Origin of the sequence: Rickettsiella endosymbiont of Aleochara curtula (assembly GCF_964030935.1) — a bacterium.
In the GTDB taxonomy this organism is placed as follows: Bacteria; Pseudomonadota; Gammaproteobacteria; order Diplorickettsiales; family Diplorickettsiaceae; genus Aquirickettsiella.
In genome coordinates, this window is the sequence record NZ_OZ034990.1 from 132,889 (window position 1) to 148,890 (window position 16,002).

Here is a 16,002-nt window from a genome sequence, read left to right on the forward strand (position 1 = left end):
AGCAAAGTCCGCTAGGATATGCTCCAATATGCGGCATATTGTTGTTTGAAAAAGAGGCCGTTTTTTATGGATTCGGAAAAAATTAATCAGCTTATAAAACTCCTGAATGAGCATGGTTTAACTGAAATTGAATTTTCTGAAGGGGATCAATCGATACGCATTAAGCGACAGTTATCACCCGCTACCCATACGACACTTTTACAGCCTAGTCCCTCAAATGCGATTATGCCAACTCAATCAGTTTCTCCAGAAGCTGAAGTAAGTGGTCATAAAGTACGTTCACCGATGGTTGGAACGGTTTATCTAGCACCTAAGCCGGATGCAGAGCATTTTGTGAAAGTAAATCAGACAGTTAAATTAGGTGATGTGTTGTGCATCGTCGAAGCCATGAAAATGCTGAATCAGATTGAAGCCGATAAAGCGGGCGTGATTAAAGCGAGATTGGTAGAAAATGGTATGCCGGTAGAATATAATCAACCCTTATTCATAATAGAATAGTATAAAAAACATCATGGCGAGTCGAATGTGTGGATTGCCGCGCACCTGCGGTGCTCGCAATGACGATCAATATTTTTGCGCTTGCAATGCCAAAAACCAACTATCCGTCATGGCGAACTCACGAAGTGAGCGTGGCCATCCATGGATTGGCATGCTACGGGCTCGCAGTGACGTCAATATTCTGCGGCGCTCGCAATGACGAGATTTTTTTGCTGCGTTATTCACAAAACTATTTCTTACTAGAAAAATTGATAGGTAAAAATAATGCTAAATAAAGTCGTTATTGCAAATCGTGGCGAAATTGCTTTACGTATCTTACGTGCCTGTAAAGAATTAGGCATACAAACGGTTGCTTTGCATTCTACTGCCGATGTTAATTTGAAGCATGTTAAATTAGCAGATGAAACGGTTTGTATTGGCCCACCTCCTGCTGCGGCGAGTTATTTAAATATTCCCGCTATTATTAGTGCGGCTGAGATTACCGATGCGATGGGTATACATCCAGGCTATGGTTTTCTTTCTGAAAATGCGGATTTTGCTGAACGCGTACAAGAAAGTGGTTTTGTTTTTATCGGGCCTGAGCCTGAGACGATACGCATGATGGGTGATAAAGTATCGGCGATTGCCGCGATGCGTAAAGCCAAGATACCGTGCGTGCCGGGTTCTGAAGGTGAATTAGATAATGATGATAAAAAAAATCTAAAAATTGCGCAAAAAATTGGTTATCCAGTTTTGATTAAAGCGGCCGGTGGTGGTGGTGGACGCGGGATACGCGTAGTGCATAGTGAAGCAGCGCTGTTAAATGCGATTGCGATTACACGCGCCGAAGCACAAGCTAATTTTAAAAATGCGAGTGTTTATCTGGAAAAATTTTTAACCAATCCCAGACATATCGAAATCCAAGTATTAGGTGATGGACAAGGTCATGCTATACATTTAGGTGAACGTGATTGTTCTATGCAACGCCGTCACCAAAAAGTAATTGAAGAAGCACCCGCCGTCGGGATTACTGAAAAGCAACGCCAGCATATGGGCGAGCTGTGCGTAAAGGCCTGTCGTGATATGAATTATCGTGGTGCAGGTACATTTGAGTTTCTATATGAAGATGGACATTTTTATTTCATCGAAATGAATACGCGTATCCAAGTCGAACATCCTATTACTGAAATGATTACCGGTGTTGATTTAGTGGTTGAGCAATTGCATATCGCCTCCGGTGAAAAATTAAACTATAAACAAAAGCAAATAGGTATACGGGGTCATGCGATCGAATGTCGGATCAATGCCGAAGATCCGAAAACGTTTATGCCCTCTCCTGGAACCATTACCTTATATCATGCTCCGGGCGGTCCGGGGATCCGTGTCGACACACCGATTTATACCGGATATTGTGTGCCGCCTTATTACGATTCCTTGATAGGTAAATTAATTGCGTATGGTGAGACACGCGAAATTGCACTGGCTCGATTACGTAATGCCCTCGATGAAATTGTTATCGAAGGCATACAGACGAATATTGCTATGCATCAAGCCTTAGTGCGTGATGCAAATTTCATTAAAGGTGGGACGAATATTCATTATCTTGAGCAACGTTTACCGTTGTAATTCTATGACTGTTTGCTTGCAATTACATCTGAATACATTGCGCGAGCATACCGATGCCGTAAGTGATTTTTTAGAAAACGCCTCCGCTTTATCGATTACCTGGCAAGCAATAGATGAACAAAGTCTATATGAGCCTCCGCTAAATAGCACTCCGCTTTGGGAGCAGGTTAAAATCAGTGCCGTATTTGACGAACATACGTCAGTTTCCACATTGATGGATGCTTTATACCAAACGTTTGATGAAAAAATTATTTTAGCTTCGCATAGCGAAATATTAGCCGACCAAGCTTGGGAACGACAATGGTTGCAAGATTTTAAGCCGATGCGCTTTGGAAAAAAGCTGTGGATTTGTCCTAGCGCTTATGAGCCGCCGCTGAAAACCGCGGTGAATATACGTTTAGATCCCGGCTTAGCTTTCGGTACCGGTACGCATCCGAGTACCGCCTTATGTTTAGAATGGTTAGATGCGCATCCCTTGCAAGAAAAAACCGTCATTGATTATGGTTGTGGTTCCGGTATTTTGGCAATCGCCGCTATGAAATGTGGCGCAAAACACGTGACTGCTATCGATCACGATCCACAAGCCTTGGCAGCAACCAGGATGAATGCCGATCAAAATGCTATACCACCAGAAAAATTAAAGATTTTTTTGCCAACTGATTTTCAAGTGCAAGCGCCAGTGGATATTTTGCTGGCGAATATTTTGGCACAACCTTTAATCGATTTAGCGATTTATTTTAGATCTTTAATTAAGCCAGGAGCTTATTGTGTATTAGCAGGGATTTTAACAGAGCAAATTGAAGCGGTGCAGCAAGTTTATAGCGACGCAGGGTTTAAAATAATCGATATTCGTCATCAACAGGAATGGGCGAGTCTGGTGGGGAGAGCCGTGTAAACAATATGAAATTGCTTGCCTGTGGAATTAATCATGAAACAGCCGATGTTGCGATCCGGGAACGGCTTAGTTTTAATAAAGACTATTTGGCGAGCTCGTTGCGCGAACTACTACAGGATACGCAAACTGAAGAAGCAGTGATTTTATCAACGTGCCATCGTACTGAATTTTATTGTATCAATGGCGATGCACAAACTACCATGAACTGGTTGTATCGACATAAAAAACTTCCGCAAGATAGCCTCAAATCGCATTGGTATGTTTACCAGCAAGAACAGGCTTTACGTCATTTACTACGTTTAGCCAGCGGTTTGGACTCTAAAATTTTGGGTGAACCACAAATCTTAGGACAGATAAAACATGCCTATACGCTAGCGCATTCCTTAGGTAGTGTCGGTGCGCAATTTAATCGATTGTTTCAATATGTGTTTTCTGTCAGCAAACAAGTACGTTGTGCCACCGATATTACTGCTCACCCCGTTTCTCTCGCATTCGCCGCGGTGACTTGCGCCAAACAAATCTTTGCTCATCTAGCGGATACACAGGTTTTGTTAGTGGGGGCAGGGGAAACCATTGCTTTAGTGGCTAAGCATTTGTTTGCGCAAGGCATTCGACATTTCTGGATTGCTAATCGTACACCTCAATCAGCGGAAAAACTCGGCAAAGCTATCGGCGGCCAAGCGATTTGTTTAAATGCGATTCCTTATTTTTTAGCCAAGGCCGATATCATTATTGCCGCGACATCCTGTGAGGTCCCGTTGCTTAAAAAGCAGATGTTGGAACAAGCTTTAAAAGAACGTAAACGAAGGCCTTTATTTATCGCCGATCTGGGCATGCCTAGGGATATCGAATCCAGTGTGAATGAATTGGAAGATGTCTACCTTTACACACTCGATGATTTGCATAGCATGATCCAGAAAAATCAACAAGGCCGAAAGGCTGCTGCGGTAAAAGCTGAGAGTCTGATCGAAGAAAAAGTACAACAGTATCTGCAACAATTGAAAATTAAAGCGGCTGCACCGGTTATTTGTGCGTATCGCCAGCAAGCCGAACAATTCCGTGATGCAGAAGTCAAAAAAGCCTTAGCCTTGTTAAAAAAAGGTCATGCACAAGATGATATTATCAAACAGTTGGCTTATCGTTTAACCAACAAACTGATCCACACACCGAGTGTCGCATTAAGCAATGCTGCCAAACTGAACGAAAAAGATCTAGAGTAAAAAATATTCAGCGTCATTTACGAGCACCGAAGTTTGTGGCGACCCATGAGGGCTACGGCCTCACTGACGTTTCGGCCTCGCCCATGACGAGTATTTTTATTTTTGACTATGCCGATTAGTGTGTTAAACATTTAGAAATAGTATTTTGTTCAGAATCAACGCGTGGTTTTTCGCTATTAAAAAAACAACTACTCAAGTTAGGTTTATCGGTACACTTTTGGGTCGCTGCCGATCCATTTAATTTAAGCTCGCCTTTCTGGATAGGATATAAAACATTATTACTTAATTTTTCTTGAGCTTTTGGTATTTTTTGAGTCAATTTTTTTTGCTCCTCTGCATATTCCTTGTACCATTGAGGATCAATGAGTCTTTCACCAAAAAAAGCAGGAATGACTGAGCAGCATAACAAACTAGCTCCCGTGGCTAGGCTTAGTACTCCGACTAAAGTTGCAAGTCCACCCAATAATGGTAAAGCGTAAGGGAAAGCTATGGCTAGCGCGATGATGATGCCAATAGAAATTAAGCCAAGTTTTTTAGATCGTAAATCTGCTTGATTTAACCTAGAATTTAGATATTCCTCCTGTTTTTTTTGTTCTTCCTGATATTCTTTTGTTTCGAGTGTCAACATAAAGACCTCGTCTTTGAGAAGTATTATTATCATCAAAGTAACCGTCTTTTAATGATACTTTTCTGCTTGTGGGCGTATTCTATAGTACTGACTTAAGCTTAAGGTAAACTTAGGTCGGATTGGAGGATGTTTTTGGCTCTCAGCATAAGGAAAAATTAATGAGACCGTCATGGCGAGGCCGAAACGTGAGTGAGGCCGTGGCCATCCATGGATTGCCACACACCTTCGGTGCTCGCAATGACGATGAATATTTTACGTGCTCGCAGGACAAAGCTGAAATGCTAACAGCACTTCAGCCTCAACCGGGTTGTAGATCAAAGAGAAGCGGATTGTAAATTAATAAGATCATATTCAATGGCTTGATCACTAGATCTTACTGAGGGTAATCTAAACAAGCTAGAGCTAGATCCTTGACTGAGGTTTCTTTTTTCAAATATTGTCTCGGATGAACTTCTTTCAAGAGTTTTTATCTGGGATGAGGAAGTTGAAAACTCAGCAATTACTGCTTTAGCTTCGATATTTTTTATTTCTTCATTTATTTCCTGTAATATGTTTACGCGTACATCAAGTTTTGTTTGGCTTTTGTGTTCTGCTCTTGCGGATATTAAGCTGGATATGAGTACAGCTAAGCTTGGTAACAGTGTAGTAAGTAATAATAAAGGTGACCAGCTTCCAATAGCAGTAGATATAACAGCAAATAATGGTAGAACAAACGCAGTCACGGGAGGAACAAATAGGATCAATGCAATCGCAGCAGCAACTAACACTATAGTCAGTAAAGCGACACCGATAGTCCAGAGACGCAGTTTCTTTGCTTTGCTTTGGGCTTGTTGATGAAGCGGTGCGCACTCATCATTGTAGTTATTTTCAGACACAAGTAAATTAGCTAGAATTTCCCTCTTTCCTTGTGGTTTATCCTGATAAGGTTCTTCGTTGCCATTTGCATTGATTTGAAAACAAAGGTCTTCCAAATCTAGATTATCAGGTAGTGAAAAACCATTTAAACCTGTTAAATACTCACGACTTTTGGGTCAAAGTAATCTTGTATCTATGGTGTTTTTATCTCGGTTAAATAGAGAAACTGGCATGCTCACCTCGTTTTATTATTTAGATATTTATCGAAATTAGTTTATGATAAATAATTATCACTTTTAATTCTATATCATTAAGCTTAAAAAACTATTAAAAGCGAAGTAATTGCATTAAAGATTTAAACACTAAAAAAATATTTTAAGCTAAACCAGCGTACGAGACTGGCGAGACTGGCGAGTATAAACAGTAAGCTTGCAAACCAAAGCAAGTTACCGGTGTAGGTAAAACTAAATAAAAAACTGGCTAAGCTGCAAAATAAACTAATCGAAGTGGCATACACGGCCATGCGCGCGCCCATCGGTTCGGGACTGGCTTCGATACAGAGTCGTTGTAAGGGGCCGGAAAGTGCGGTACCAAAACAGAAAATCATCAAGCAAATGACTAGTCCTAACAATTTGTCGGGGAAAATAAAACTCAAACAAACGGCTAATAGGCTCGCGAATAGGGAAATGCTGAGGCCTTGATTAATTAAACGATTTATTTCCACGCGATGGATAACACGTTTGACTATGTGTGCGCCGAGAATCTGACTGCCGAATACCAAGATTTGGATCAGGCCAAAATATAAGGTGTTCAATTTAAATTGAGTGATGATTAAAAATGGACCGCCCACGATCCACGCCACTTTAGCTAGGACATTAAAACTAATAATAAATAGATTAAACATGAAGGCTTTATTTTTTATTATCTGCCGATAATTGATGAGCACCTGTGACCATCGGAACATGTAGCGTTGTGTGCTAGATTGCGTTTCTGACATGACACAACATAAGCCTAACCAAGTGATACTGGCACCCAGCGCTAAAAAAACAAATATCCAACGCCAGCTTAGCCATTGTAAAAAAATTCCACCTATTAAAGGGCCAACGGCAGGCGCTAACATGACGACACTGCTCATCAATGCCAAAATTTGAATGGCTTGTTTACGATTATAGGTTTCATGAATGCTGGCATAACCGGCCGTGCTTAAAGTCGCTACCACAGCGCCTTGAACAAAACGTGCGATCAATAAAACATGAATATTTGATGTGAGTGCACAAATCCAAGTGGCGGTAGTAAACAATACACCCCCTAACAGTAGTACGAGTCTTCTGCCAAATCGATCCGAGATCGGACCGAATAATAAATGCAATGAACTCGCACCGAAAAACCAAGCCGTCACCGTTTGTTGCGCCAAGCGAGTATTGATTCCGAGATCGTGAATCATACTCGGCAAAGCCGGCAAGTACATATCGTTGGCTAAATAGTTAATTATTTCGTAACAAACTAATAATAGAGGGAAGAATTGGATCATTAGCTTTTATTTTTTAAATATTCCATTTTTAAATTTTTCTTCGTGAGTATAACAAATTATATTTATTTTTTAGAAATTTTTTATCTTACTCGTTAATATAAAATTAATACTATTAGTCTAAAATGTAAAAACTTACTATTTATTAGTATTTTTAAAAATAATAAACTAAAGGGCTCATTTATGACGAAAGTTATTAAAAAAAACGATTGGAATCGAGATGCATCATTTATTAAAATGATCATGGAGAACCTTCAAATAAAAAGTTCGGACGAAGTGATTGTTAATTTGTTTAGAGATGGAATGAAAGACCACTATCCGGACGGCATAAGATTATCTGAATCTGATATTTTCTTATTATATTGCAAATTGATAGAAGCAAAAAGAACGGATGTTGTAAAAGAGCTTAGATTAATTGAAGATCTCGTTGATTTTAAAGAAGAGTATATTTACGAGACGACCTATAGAGAAGGTCAGCATGACAAACCTATTTCCTTTCCATTGCTAGCCTATTGTGTCTATAACCAAGTTGATTGGCAAGATATTGCTTTTATTCAGCAACAGAAGAACATAAATAATGCGACTAACATTCAGATTGAATTACAAAAGGAACATTGGAGAGATCAGCTTGTAAAAGAATCTCTTTTAGTCAGCCATCCAGCACTCGATGATTACAGGCCTTATCTGATGATGGGCGATGTGTACGTGGATTTTGTTATTGGCAAAGATGATTGGTCTGATAAGCTTCGTAATGCCTATAAGCTATTTCCTGAACAAGCGGAAGAGTATCTTGAATACATGGCCGAACATTTTCATATGACTTTGGCTCTACAAACTACTCTAGCAGGGGATGAATCTGAAACGGAAGAAATTTCTAAAAGTACAAAAGATTGGTTAGCAACTTATGTTAAAGCCTTACGGAATATGGTAGAAACAGTTATTAAGGAAATAAAGAACCAAAGAAGTATTACACAAGATTTGAAGCGCCAGGCTCTTCGTAAGATTTCTCAAAGTGTTTTAGCTCATTTGGATGCTTGTGATGAAGCTATGCTTAAAGTTTTGGATGAAAAGCCATATAACAAATTGACGGCTTTTATTAAAGACTTGAGAAAAAATGTAAATAAAGTATCGCCTGTTCCAGCGTACAAGGATACCCAATTTTTTACTCCAGTTTCATCAGCTGCATCTGAAAATCAACAAGTATCTAAAAGTGTTGAAGTTATGACTAATTCCTTATAGTGAATTAAACACATTAATTTTGATCCACACTATTAGTTTTAACTGATAGTGTGGGTTTTAAATAATCATAATTCTTAATGTTAACTATTAAATTTTAATATTCGTAAATATATATCGTTAATATTTAGCGTCGATTTAATTTTTATTTAATATAGGCTTAATAAAATCTAATTATACTCGCCTAATATTTTTTACTTTAAAAAATGATAGTGTAATTTTAACATTGATTGAGGATAAACAGCTGTATGTTACTGGTACGAAAACCCATTAAAAAAACAAGTCGTCATTATTCGTTGCGAAAAAAGGTGCGTAGTTTGAAAAAAACCAGCAATGACAAAAAAATTGATGTTAGGGTAGAGGATGTAGCACAAAAAAATGATCATTATTTAAATGTCATTAATTTATTTCCTGAAAGTTTAAATGTGCAGGGTAAAAGCCAAATACCCTGTATTTAAAGTCGCGAAAATTAAAATAATTTACTGGTCATTAGGGGCGCATAGAATATCGACTGTGGGCGTGGCATCCATTGCGAGCGCATATAGAATATTGATCGTCATTGGCGGACGCATAGCGTATTGATCGTCATTGGTGGACGCATAGCGTATTTATCGTCATTGCGAGCGCGTAGCGCGCGGCAATCTAGGAAATACAAAACTGGAGGGCCACGCTTATTGCAAACATACGCTCGCTAAGATGATGTTTTTTTACATGATTTCAGCTTAAATTTCTTAAGCAAAAACAATTAATTTCATTGAGTATTTTTCGTGCCGCTAGGTTAGCAGCCAGCGCTCCACCGTAGGGATCATCATGTGCTGCGGTTTGTACGACGACAAAATCCTGTGTGGCGATGACATGCCTGGATCGGGCATCGATGAGTTGCGCACGTATTGCAATGCGGAAACGACTGGGAACGGTTATAAACTCTTGTTGAAAACTGAGTAATTGCGTATTCAATACCCAATCATAATAAGTGGTGGAAGGGGTATTAATAATCGCTTGGAAGTAACCGGTATGTTGTAAAGAATTGATTAATAAAGATTGTAACATTTGTGTGGGCATGTCTGCCCAGCGGTTTTGTGCAAAATATTGGATTTGATAACACGCGGGGATATAAATCATGCGTGGACTATTATAAATCGCATTAGCACGCGGTTGATTGACTAATATCGTGGCGCGCCCTTGTTGTGCACAACAATCCCAATCGGGGTCAGGCATGGCTAACGTAAAATAATGCATCGGTGGAGTTTTAATCGGCTCGAATATCGAGCAGGCCGACAACACTAAGAAACTCAGCAAACAACATGCCGCTTTATGGAAGCACTTATTTTTCCGGAAATCAATGCCACGTAGAAAGTTAGGCATGTTATTGCTCTCCAGGTCCTAAAGGCGGCGGTTTTTGTCCCCGTATTAATATGCTGGGGTTTTGTCTTAAATTGTCTGAGAGTTCTAGTAAATTATCCGTCATAATGCTTAAATTATTTAAAACTTGATTGGTAGAAGGCAGCGTTTGTTGCGTTAAGGTATTCATTAAGGACGGAAATGCGCGTGTTGAACGTGCAGTATTAATTAAAATAGCATCGAGACGTTTACTTTGCGCGGCTAAATGATTACTCGTTATAGATAAATTATTTAGAATTTTTCTAAATAAAATTGGATTTTCACCACCTAATACGCCATTAATATCGTGCGTAATCTGATTCATATTATTATTTAAATCCCGTAATGTCGTATCTAACCGTAGGAACAAAGAAGGCGCACTTTTAATAATAGGATATTGTTCACCAGGAAGTAGAGGAATAGGATTTAGATTAGAATCACTGCCTTGCAATGCCAGGTAGGTGATACCGGTTAAACCTTGACTATTTAATGTGGCTGTTGTGCCTTCGGTAATGGGTGTATGTTCTTCTATTTGTAACATCAAGCGCACTTGTTCAGGATTCTGGTCGTTTAAAGAAATTTTCTTGACGGTACCCACATTAACACCATTATATTTAACCGAAGAGTTAACACCTAAGCCTGCTACGGATTCATGCATGATGACCAGAAAAGTTTTATAATGCTTAGTGGATAGCCCTGCCGATAACCAAGTAATAAAAATAATGAGGGCGACGGTCAAAATAAGAACAAAAGCACCGACTAAGGTATAATTGACTTTAGATTCCATGATTCCCCTCATAAAGATGTTGTGTCATGCGTCCGCGTGGGCCTTGAAAATAAGCTACTATCGCAGCTTGCTTGGATTGCGTCAGACGTACCATGGGTGCAAATTCTAAAACGCGTCCTGCACTTAAAAAAGCAACTTTATCAGTAATTTGCCATAAGGTGTCCAAATCATGCGTGACCATGACGATGGTTAATCCTAAAATACTGCGTAAATTTAATACAAGTGCATCAAATTCTTCAGCGCCTTGTGGATCGAGACCGGCAGTGGGTTCATCGAGTAACAGTAATTCGGGATCCATGACCAGAGCACGCGCTAACGCGGCGCGCTTTAGCATGCCACCGCTGAGTTCAGATGGATATTTTGTGGCCGAGTCCATCGGTAAACCTACGGCTAATAATTTAATTAAAGCTAGTTCTTGGATCGTTGTTTTGTCCAATTTTGTATGTTCTTGTAGCGGGAATGAAATATTTTCAATCACATTAAGCGAAGTAAAGAGTGCCGACTGTTGAAATAATACGCCCCAGCGACACTGTAACTTAAGTAACTCCGCTGAAGAAATCTTGCTTAAATTTTTACCGAATACTTCGATAACACCAGAAGTAGGCGTCAGTAAAGCTAAAATCTCACGCAGCAAGGTTGATTTTCCTGAGCCACTGCCTCCGACTATGCCAATAATTTCTCCACGCTGCACTTGTAAATTAATACCGCGATGGATCGGTTGACCAGCGAGAGTAAGTTTAACATTTTCGACTTTTATAATCGGGTCAGATGCTTGCATAATCTCAGTATAGCGCTTTATTTGATGACAGCAGTGAATTATGGCGATTAGATATTTAACTGGCTAAATAAAATCGAAAACAATGCGTCGGCGACAATAATAAAAAAAATGCCTTGTACCACACTGCGTGTGGTTTGTCTGCCGACACTATCGGCACTACCACTGACACGTAAACCTTGAAAGCAAGCGGTGTTGGCGATAATCAATGCGAATACAGGTGCTTTTCCAATACCGATGATGAGCGAGGAGGGTGAAACGACTTTAGGAAAACGTTGTAAGAAATCGGTGTAACTAATATTTAACATATTATGTGTCATGGCCATGCCGCCCAGTAGGCCAAAAATATCTGCCCAAACCGTGAGTAACGGTAATGCAATTAACAGCCCCCAAATACGTGGCAAAATTAATAATTGACTCGGCAAAACACCCATGGTGTTTAAGGCATCGACTTCTTCTTTGATTTTCATCATACCTAATTGTGCAGTAAACGCCGATCCGCTGCGGCCCGCTATCATAATCGCCGTTAACAGCGGCGCAAACTCACGTAATATCACAAGGCCCAATAAATCAATAATAAACAGCGTTGCACCAAAATTTCTTAATTGAAAACCCATTTGATAGGTTATGACAATACCGATCATAAAAGATAATAAGGCAATAATACCTAAGGCGTCTAAACCGGTATTTTCAATGATGCTTAGAATGGCACGACCACGCAATTGACTGGGATGCCACACCGTTTGCCATGCGGTAATAAAGGTTTTACCGATAAAACGTAAAAATGATTTAAGCTCATGCCATTGTTCGAAGACTTTTTTACCTAATAGGGCTAAGCCGGTATAACGTTTGGCATGAGGTAATGGTTTTAATTGTTGCGCCGCCTTTTCTATCATGGCAAACAGTGCGAGATGTTTTTTACTTAAACCCACGAATTGCACGTCGCTTTTTTTAGCGAGCTGCTTTTTCCATTGGTAAAGTTGCCAAGCACCACTACTATCCATGCGTGTGATAGCTTCAGCATTTAAAATGACTGGCGAGCTTAGATTGCGATTGAGCTTTTTAAAGGCTTGATCTAAAGTTTTTTTATGAATGCCATTTAAGGTCCAGGAACCGAAACAATCAATTTGATTTTCTTGCTGGGTTGAAAGCGTAATAGAAGCATTAACTGTTGACATGATGCATAACCTAAAGTAGTACCCTCATGGCGAGCGAATGGAATGAGCGTGGCCATCCATGGATTGCCGCGCGCTAGGCGCTGGCAATGACGTTAAATATTCTTCGATGCTCGCAATGACGATTAGTATTATACGCGCTCGTAATGACGATAATATTTTATGCGTTCGCAATGACGAAAAGCCTTAATCCAAGAAAGCTTAAATCATTTTTTTGCTAAGTTCTATTGCGAAATTTCTCAGCATAAAAAAATATCCCTTCACTAGGAAGGGATACCTGAATTTGCCCGATCTTTTATTAGAAAGGTTGTGAAGTATGCCAATAAATAGTTGGGCCTCGGTTTGGAATTAATTTATTGGTAGCGAGATAATGATATTCGCTGCAAACATAACGATATTGACATGATGCAATATTTGTACAAGCACGTGGTGTGACGTTAAGTCTGGACAATAACTGACGTATGGTTGCCGAGTCATAATACGATCCAGAAACAAAACCCGCCTTTTTTACTAAGTGAGCATCAAACGCACAAGCACTTTGGCCTGGGTGGGCTGTTGCCACATTGATACCACCTAATAAACCCATGCAAATAGCTGAAGCCATTAGTAATAATTTTTTCATACTATCCCCTTAGGTTACTATAGTGTAAAACCTTATAGCGCCCGCTATAGCGGTCTACTCATTTTTAGAATAGCTTATGAATCATTAAGATTCAATTTTGCTGCCTTATATAGCCTCCTATTCAGCACTCGACTTCGTGGTGCGCTTTAGGTATAAAGTGGTCATATGAAGACCTCTTTATTCAATAGATTGACCTTAATCGTCGAACGTTACGAAGAATTAACCGCTTTATTGGGTGATATGGACGTGATTAAGGATCAAAATCATTTCCGTGATTTATCTAAGGAGTATGTTCAGTTAGGCCCTGTCGTACAATGTTTTCAGCAATATCGGACTAACTTAACTATCCTAAATCAAGCCGAACAGTGTTTACATGATGCCGATTCGGCGGTGCGTGAACTCGCTGCAGAAGAAATTAAATTTGCACAACAGAAACAAGTCGATTTAGAAAAAGAATTAGAACGCTTATTGTTACCGCAAGATCCTAATGATCAACGCAATGTGTTCTTAGAAATTCGTGCGGCTGCCGGAGGCGATGAAGCAGCAATTTTTGCCGGTGATTTATTTCGGATGTATTCCCGTTATGCAGAGAATCAGAGTTGGACGGTGGAAATTATCCATATGAATCCTAGCGAGCAAGGTGGTTATAAAGAAATCATTGCGCGTATAACTGGAGCTGCTGTTTATGCGCATTTGAAATTTGAATCCGGTGCACACCGCGTGCAACGCGTGCCTGAAACCGAAGCGCAAGGCAGAGTTCATACGTCAACTTGTACGGTGGCGATATTACCCGAGATCGATGTCGTGGATGATGTCAAAATCAATCCAGCCGATTTAAAAGTAGATACATTTCGTGCCTCAGGTGCTGGAGGACAGCACGTACAAAAAACCGATTCCGCCATCCGCATTACGCATTTACCCTCCGGTTTGGTGGTGGAATGTCAAGATGAACGCTCGCAACATAAAAACCGAGCCCGCGCGATGTCTTTGTTACAATCCAAATTATTAGCGGCACAGAAAGCCAAGCAACAACGCGAGGAAGCAGAAACACGTCGAGATTTAGTCGGCAGTGGCGATCGTTCAGAGCGTATCCGCACCTATAATTTTCCTCAAGGTCGTTTAACTGATCACCGGATAAATCTAACCTTGTATCAATTATCTGATATTATGGAAGGTCATTTAGAACCGGTTATTCAATCCTTGACGCGTGAATATCAAGCCGATGAATTAGCCGCCTTGGGCGAATAGTTTCATAAGTAATGGAAAAGAGCAAAAGAATCACCGTCATGCCGAGCGAATGTAATGAGTATGGCCATCCATGGATTGCCGCGCGCTACGCGCTCGCAATGACGATCAATATTCTTCGGTGCTTGCAATGACGAGTAAGGGAATCTCTTTTTTTGAAAATAATGATTTATCACACTATCCATAATGGAGGAATGTTAAATGCTTCGATCACTCGCTATCGCATTGTTTATTCTGTTATTGCTGATTATTGGCGGTCACATTACACTGGCTTTATTTACCGGAGCCGTGGTGATTGGTTTTAGTGTTTGGGGGTTTTTGGTCGCTTCAGTGTTCTTTTTTTCGTTGAGTATTTTACTGTTGTTTATTTTAACCTGGGCTGGCGCATTAATAATCGGCGCCATTGCGGCTATTTGGACTATCGTCGCGATTATTTTATTTCCCGTGTTATTACCGGTGTTATTACCCTTATTAATTATCCTATTTTTTGTCTCTTATATACGACGTAAGCAAATTCCTAAAGAGTTTTAAGCGATGCTCTTCGCAATGAAATTTTTGGCTATGTTGCCGCTCAATTCGCAATCCTCATGTATATGAATACACTCCGGTTGCTTCATTTCTGCGGCGGCTTGCCAAAAACTCCATTGCTATGAGCATAATCTTCGCACTGGAATTTTTGTCTGTGTTGTCCCTCTTATGCTGTTAATTTCCTGCTGGCGTAGCGCGATAAAAGAGTTAGAGCTGAGCAGTCCTAGCGCTTATTTAGATACCGAATTGTTATTTGGCCATGTTTTAGGACTTACGCGGGCACAATTGCATAGTCAACATCCGGATAGGTTACTGACAACCCGCCAGCAAAAAAACATACAACAACTGATTACACGTCGACTAGCAGGAGAACCCGTTGCTTATTTGCTAGGTCGACAAGAATTTTGGTCATTGTCTTTTGAAGTGACACCCGAAGTACTTATTCCCAGGCCAGAAACGGAATTATTAGTGCAAAAAGTGCTTGATACCTTTGGCATTGAACCACGTAAAATAGCGGATTTGGGAACAGGCTCGGCGGCAATTGTTGTCGCATTAGCATTGAGTAGACCCGCATGGCAATTCGTTGCAAGTGACTGTTCCCCTGGTGCTTTACAGGTTGCCGAGCGCAACATCCGCCGTTATCACATCCAAAGCATAGAACTACGTCAAGGTGATTGGTGCCAGGCATTATTAGTTGATGAAAAATTTGATGTTATTCTTAGTAATCCACCTTATCTTGCATTAGATGATCCACACTTGCAGACGGAATGTGCTTTGGCTTACGAACCGAAAAATGCTTTAATTTCAGGGGAAAAAGGATTAAATGATTTAGAAATTATTATTCAACAAGCACGTGCGTATCTTCGGAAGGGCGGTATTTTATTTTTAGAGCATGGGTATCAGCAGGCAGTTTTTGTTGAGGAATTTTTTTTAAAATATGGCTATCAGCAGATAAAAAGTTACAAAGATTTGGCCGGTCATCAACGAGTTAGTAGTGGAAAATGGAATTAATTGAAAATATGATC

General features: G+C 40.1%; 18 protein-coding genes. 10 read left to right on the plus strand and 8 right to left on the minus strand.

The window, feature by feature from the left end; all coding sequences use genetic code 11:
• The first annotated feature begins 66 nt into the window (after positions 1-66).
• The 5 genes from accB to hemA are packed head-to-tail and all read left to right on the plus strand — an operon-like array spanning position 67 to position 4,218.
• Positions 67-498, plus strand: coding sequence for an acetyl-CoA carboxylase biotin carboxyl carrier protein (gene accB, locus AAHF87_RS00495; RefSeq protein ID WP_342146251.1), 432 nt, complete (start codon positions 67-69; stop codon positions 496-498).
• Between the two features lie 59 nt (positions 499-557).
• A complete protein-coding gene (locus AAHF87_RS00500) occupies positions 558-773 on the plus strand; it encodes a hypothetical protein (protein WP_342146253.1) in 216 nt (71 codons plus the stop codon).
• The gene (gene accC, locus AAHF87_RS00505; RefSeq protein ID WP_342146254.1) at positions 763-2,103 is read left to right on the plus strand and encodes an acetyl-CoA carboxylase biotin carboxylase subunit; all 1,341 of its coding nucleotides are present in this window, start codon (positions 763-765) and stop codon (positions 2,101-2,103) included. The genes AAHF87_RS00500 and accC overlap by 11 nt, the downstream gene beginning before the upstream one ends.
• Before the next feature lie 4 nt (positions 2,104-2,107).
• The gene (gene prmA / locus AAHF87_RS00510; protein WP_342146255.1) at positions 2,108-2,998 is read left to right on the plus strand and encodes a 50S ribosomal protein L11 methyltransferase; all 891 of its coding nucleotides are present in this window, start codon (positions 2,108-2,110) and stop codon (positions 2,996-2,998) included.
• Between the two features lie 5 nt (positions 2,999-3,003).
• On the plus strand, positions 3,004-4,218 hold the full coding sequence (gene hemA, locus AAHF87_RS00515; protein WP_342146257.1) for a glutamyl-tRNA reductase: 1,215 nt from the start codon (positions 3,004-3,006) through the stop codon (positions 4,216-4,218).
• 115 nt (positions 4,219-4,333) lie between these two features.
• Here the strand turns inward: hemA and AAHF87_RS00520 are convergent, their stop codons facing one another.
• The 3 genes from AAHF87_RS00520 to AAHF87_RS00530 form a co-directional block, all read right to left on the minus strand.
• Positions 4,334-4,846, minus strand: a complete 513-nt coding sequence (locus tag AAHF87_RS00520) for a hypothetical protein (protein WP_342146258.1) — start codon at positions 4,844-4,846, stop codon at positions 4,334-4,336.
• A gap of 314 nt (positions 4,847-5,160) precedes the next feature.
• On the minus strand, positions 5,161-5,817 hold the full coding sequence (locus AAHF87_RS00525) for a hypothetical protein (RefSeq protein WP_342146260.1): 657 nt from the start codon (positions 5,815-5,817) through the stop codon (positions 5,161-5,163).
• A gap of 239 nt (positions 5,818-6,056) precedes the next feature.
• The gene (locus tag AAHF87_RS00530) at positions 6,057-7,232 is read right to left on the minus strand and encodes an MFS transporter (RefSeq protein WP_342146261.1); all 1,176 of its coding nucleotides are present in this window, start codon (positions 7,230-7,232) and stop codon (positions 6,057-6,059) included.
• Positions 7,233-7,412: 180 nt separating this feature from the next.
• Here AAHF87_RS00530 and AAHF87_RS00535 point away from each other — a divergent pair, with 180 nt between their 5' ends.
• Positions 7,413-8,468, plus strand: coding sequence for a hypothetical protein (locus AAHF87_RS00535; RefSeq protein ID WP_342146262.1), 1,056 nt, complete (start codon positions 7,413-7,415; stop codon positions 8,466-8,468).
• Positions 8,469-8,713: 245 nt separating this feature from the next.
• Positions 8,714-8,923: a hypothetical protein gene (locus tag AAHF87_RS00540; RefSeq protein ID WP_342146263.1), complete on the plus strand. Its 210-nt coding sequence runs from the start codon at positions 8,714-8,716 to the stop codon at positions 8,921-8,923.
• Between the two features lie 259 nt (positions 8,924-9,182).
• On the opposite strand, the gene AAHF87_RS00545 is transcribed toward AAHF87_RS00540, so the two are convergent.
• From AAHF87_RS00545 to AAHF87_RS00565, 5 genes are all read right to left on the minus strand, one after another.
• Entirely contained in the window at positions 9,183-9,830 is a 648-nt protein-coding gene (locus tag AAHF87_RS00545; RefSeq protein ID WP_342146264.1) for an ABC-type transport auxiliary lipoprotein family protein, read from the minus strand.
• Position 9,831: 1 nt separating this feature from the next.
• Positions 9,832-10,632 (minus strand): MlaD family protein, encoded by an 801-nt coding sequence (locus tag AAHF87_RS00550; RefSeq protein ID WP_342146265.1) that lies wholly within the window; start codon positions 10,630-10,632, stop codon positions 9,832-9,834.
• Entirely contained in the window at positions 10,622-11,410 is a 789-nt protein-coding gene (locus tag AAHF87_RS00555; protein ID WP_342146266.1) for an ABC transporter ATP-binding protein, read from the minus strand. Before AAHF87_RS00555 ends, AAHF87_RS00550 begins: the two co-directional genes overlap by 11 nt.
• A 47-nt stretch (positions 11,411-11,457) precedes the next feature.
• Positions 11,458-12,585, minus strand: coding sequence for an ABC transporter permease (locus tag AAHF87_RS00560; protein WP_342146267.1), 1,128 nt, complete (start codon positions 12,583-12,585; stop codon positions 11,458-11,460).
• Between the two features lie 295 nt (positions 12,586-12,880).
• A complete protein-coding gene (locus AAHF87_RS00565; RefSeq protein WP_342146268.1) occupies positions 12,881-13,204 on the minus strand; it encodes a hypothetical protein in 324 nt (107 codons plus the stop codon).
• Positions 13,205-13,369: 165 nt separating this feature from the next.
• Between AAHF87_RS00565 and prfA the strand changes: the two genes are divergently transcribed.
• The 3 genes from prfA (at position 13,370) to prmC (ending at position 15,988) form a co-directional block, all read left to right on the plus strand.
• Positions 13,370-14,452 (plus strand): peptide chain release factor 1, encoded by a 1,083-nt coding sequence (prfA, locus tag AAHF87_RS00570; RefSeq protein ID WP_342146269.1) that lies wholly within the window; start codon positions 13,370-13,372, stop codon positions 14,450-14,452.
• Positions 14,453-14,650: 198 nt separating this feature from the next.
• On the plus strand, positions 14,651-14,980 hold the full coding sequence (locus AAHF87_RS00575; protein ID WP_342146271.1) for a hypothetical protein: 330 nt from the start codon (positions 14,651-14,653) through the stop codon (positions 14,978-14,980).
• A gap of 165 nt (positions 14,981-15,145) precedes the next feature.
• Positions 15,146-15,988 (plus strand): peptide chain release factor N(5)-glutamine methyltransferase, encoded by an 843-nt coding sequence (gene prmC / locus AAHF87_RS00580; RefSeq protein WP_342146272.1) that lies wholly within the window; start codon positions 15,146-15,148, stop codon positions 15,986-15,988.
• Positions 15,989-16,002 lie beyond the last annotated feature (14 nt).

Coding starts and splice junctions, on each gene's coding strand:
- accB (WP_342146251.1), top strand. CDS start 67: ATGGATTCGGAAAAAATTAATCAGCTTATAAAACTCCTGAATGAGCAT.
- AAHF87_RS00500 (WP_342146253.1), top strand. CDS start 558: ATGACGATCAATATTTTTGCGCTTGCAATGCCAAAAACCAACTATCCG.
- accC (WP_342146254.1), top strand. CDS start 763: ATGCTAAATAAAGTCGTTATTGCAAATCGTGGCGAAATTGCTTTACGT.
- prmA (WP_342146255.1), top strand. CDS start 2,108: ATGACTGTTTGCTTGCAATTACATCTGAATACATTGCGCGAGCATACC.
- hemA (WP_342146257.1), top strand. CDS start 3,004: ATGAAATTGCTTGCCTGTGGAATTAATCATGAAACAGCCGATGTTGCG.
- AAHF87_RS00520 (WP_342146258.1), bottom strand. CDS start 4,846: ATGTTGACACTCGAAACAAAAGAATATCAGGAAGAACAAAAAAAACAG.
- AAHF87_RS00530 (WP_342146261.1), bottom strand. CDS start 7,232: ATGATCCAATTCTTCCCTCTATTATTAGTTTGTTACGAAATAATTAAC.
- AAHF87_RS00535 (WP_342146262.1), top strand. CDS start 7,413: ATGACGAAAGTTATTAAAAAAAACGATTGGAATCGAGATGCATCATTT.
- AAHF87_RS00540 (WP_342146263.1), top strand. CDS start 8,714: ATGTTACTGGTACGAAAACCCATTAAAAAAACAAGTCGTCATTATTCG.
- AAHF87_RS00545 (WP_342146264.1), bottom strand. CDS start 9,830: ATGCCTAACTTTCTACGTGGCATTGATTTCCGGAAAAATAAGTGCTTC.
- AAHF87_RS00550 (WP_342146265.1), bottom strand. CDS start 10,632: ATGGAATCTAAAGTCAATTATACCTTAGTCGGTGCTTTTGTTCTTATT.
- AAHF87_RS00555 (WP_342146266.1), bottom strand. CDS start 11,410: ATGCAAGCATCTGACCCGATTATAAAAGTCGAAAATGTTAAACTTACT.
- AAHF87_RS00560 (WP_342146267.1), bottom strand. CDS start 12,585: ATGTCAACAGTTAATGCTTCTATTACGCTTTCAACCCAGCAAGAAAAT.
- AAHF87_RS00565 (WP_342146268.1), bottom strand. CDS start 13,204: ATGAAAAAATTATTACTAATGGCTTCAGCTATTTGCATGGGTTTATTA.
- prfA (WP_342146269.1), top strand. CDS start 13,370: ATGAAGACCTCTTTATTCAATAGATTGACCTTAATCGTCGAACGTTAC.
- AAHF87_RS00575 (WP_342146271.1), top strand. CDS start 14,651: ATGCTTCGATCACTCGCTATCGCATTGTTTATTCTGTTATTGCTGATT.
- prmC (WP_342146272.1), top strand. CDS start 15,146: ATGCTGTTAATTTCCTGCTGGCGTAGCGCGATAAAAGAGTTAGAGCTG.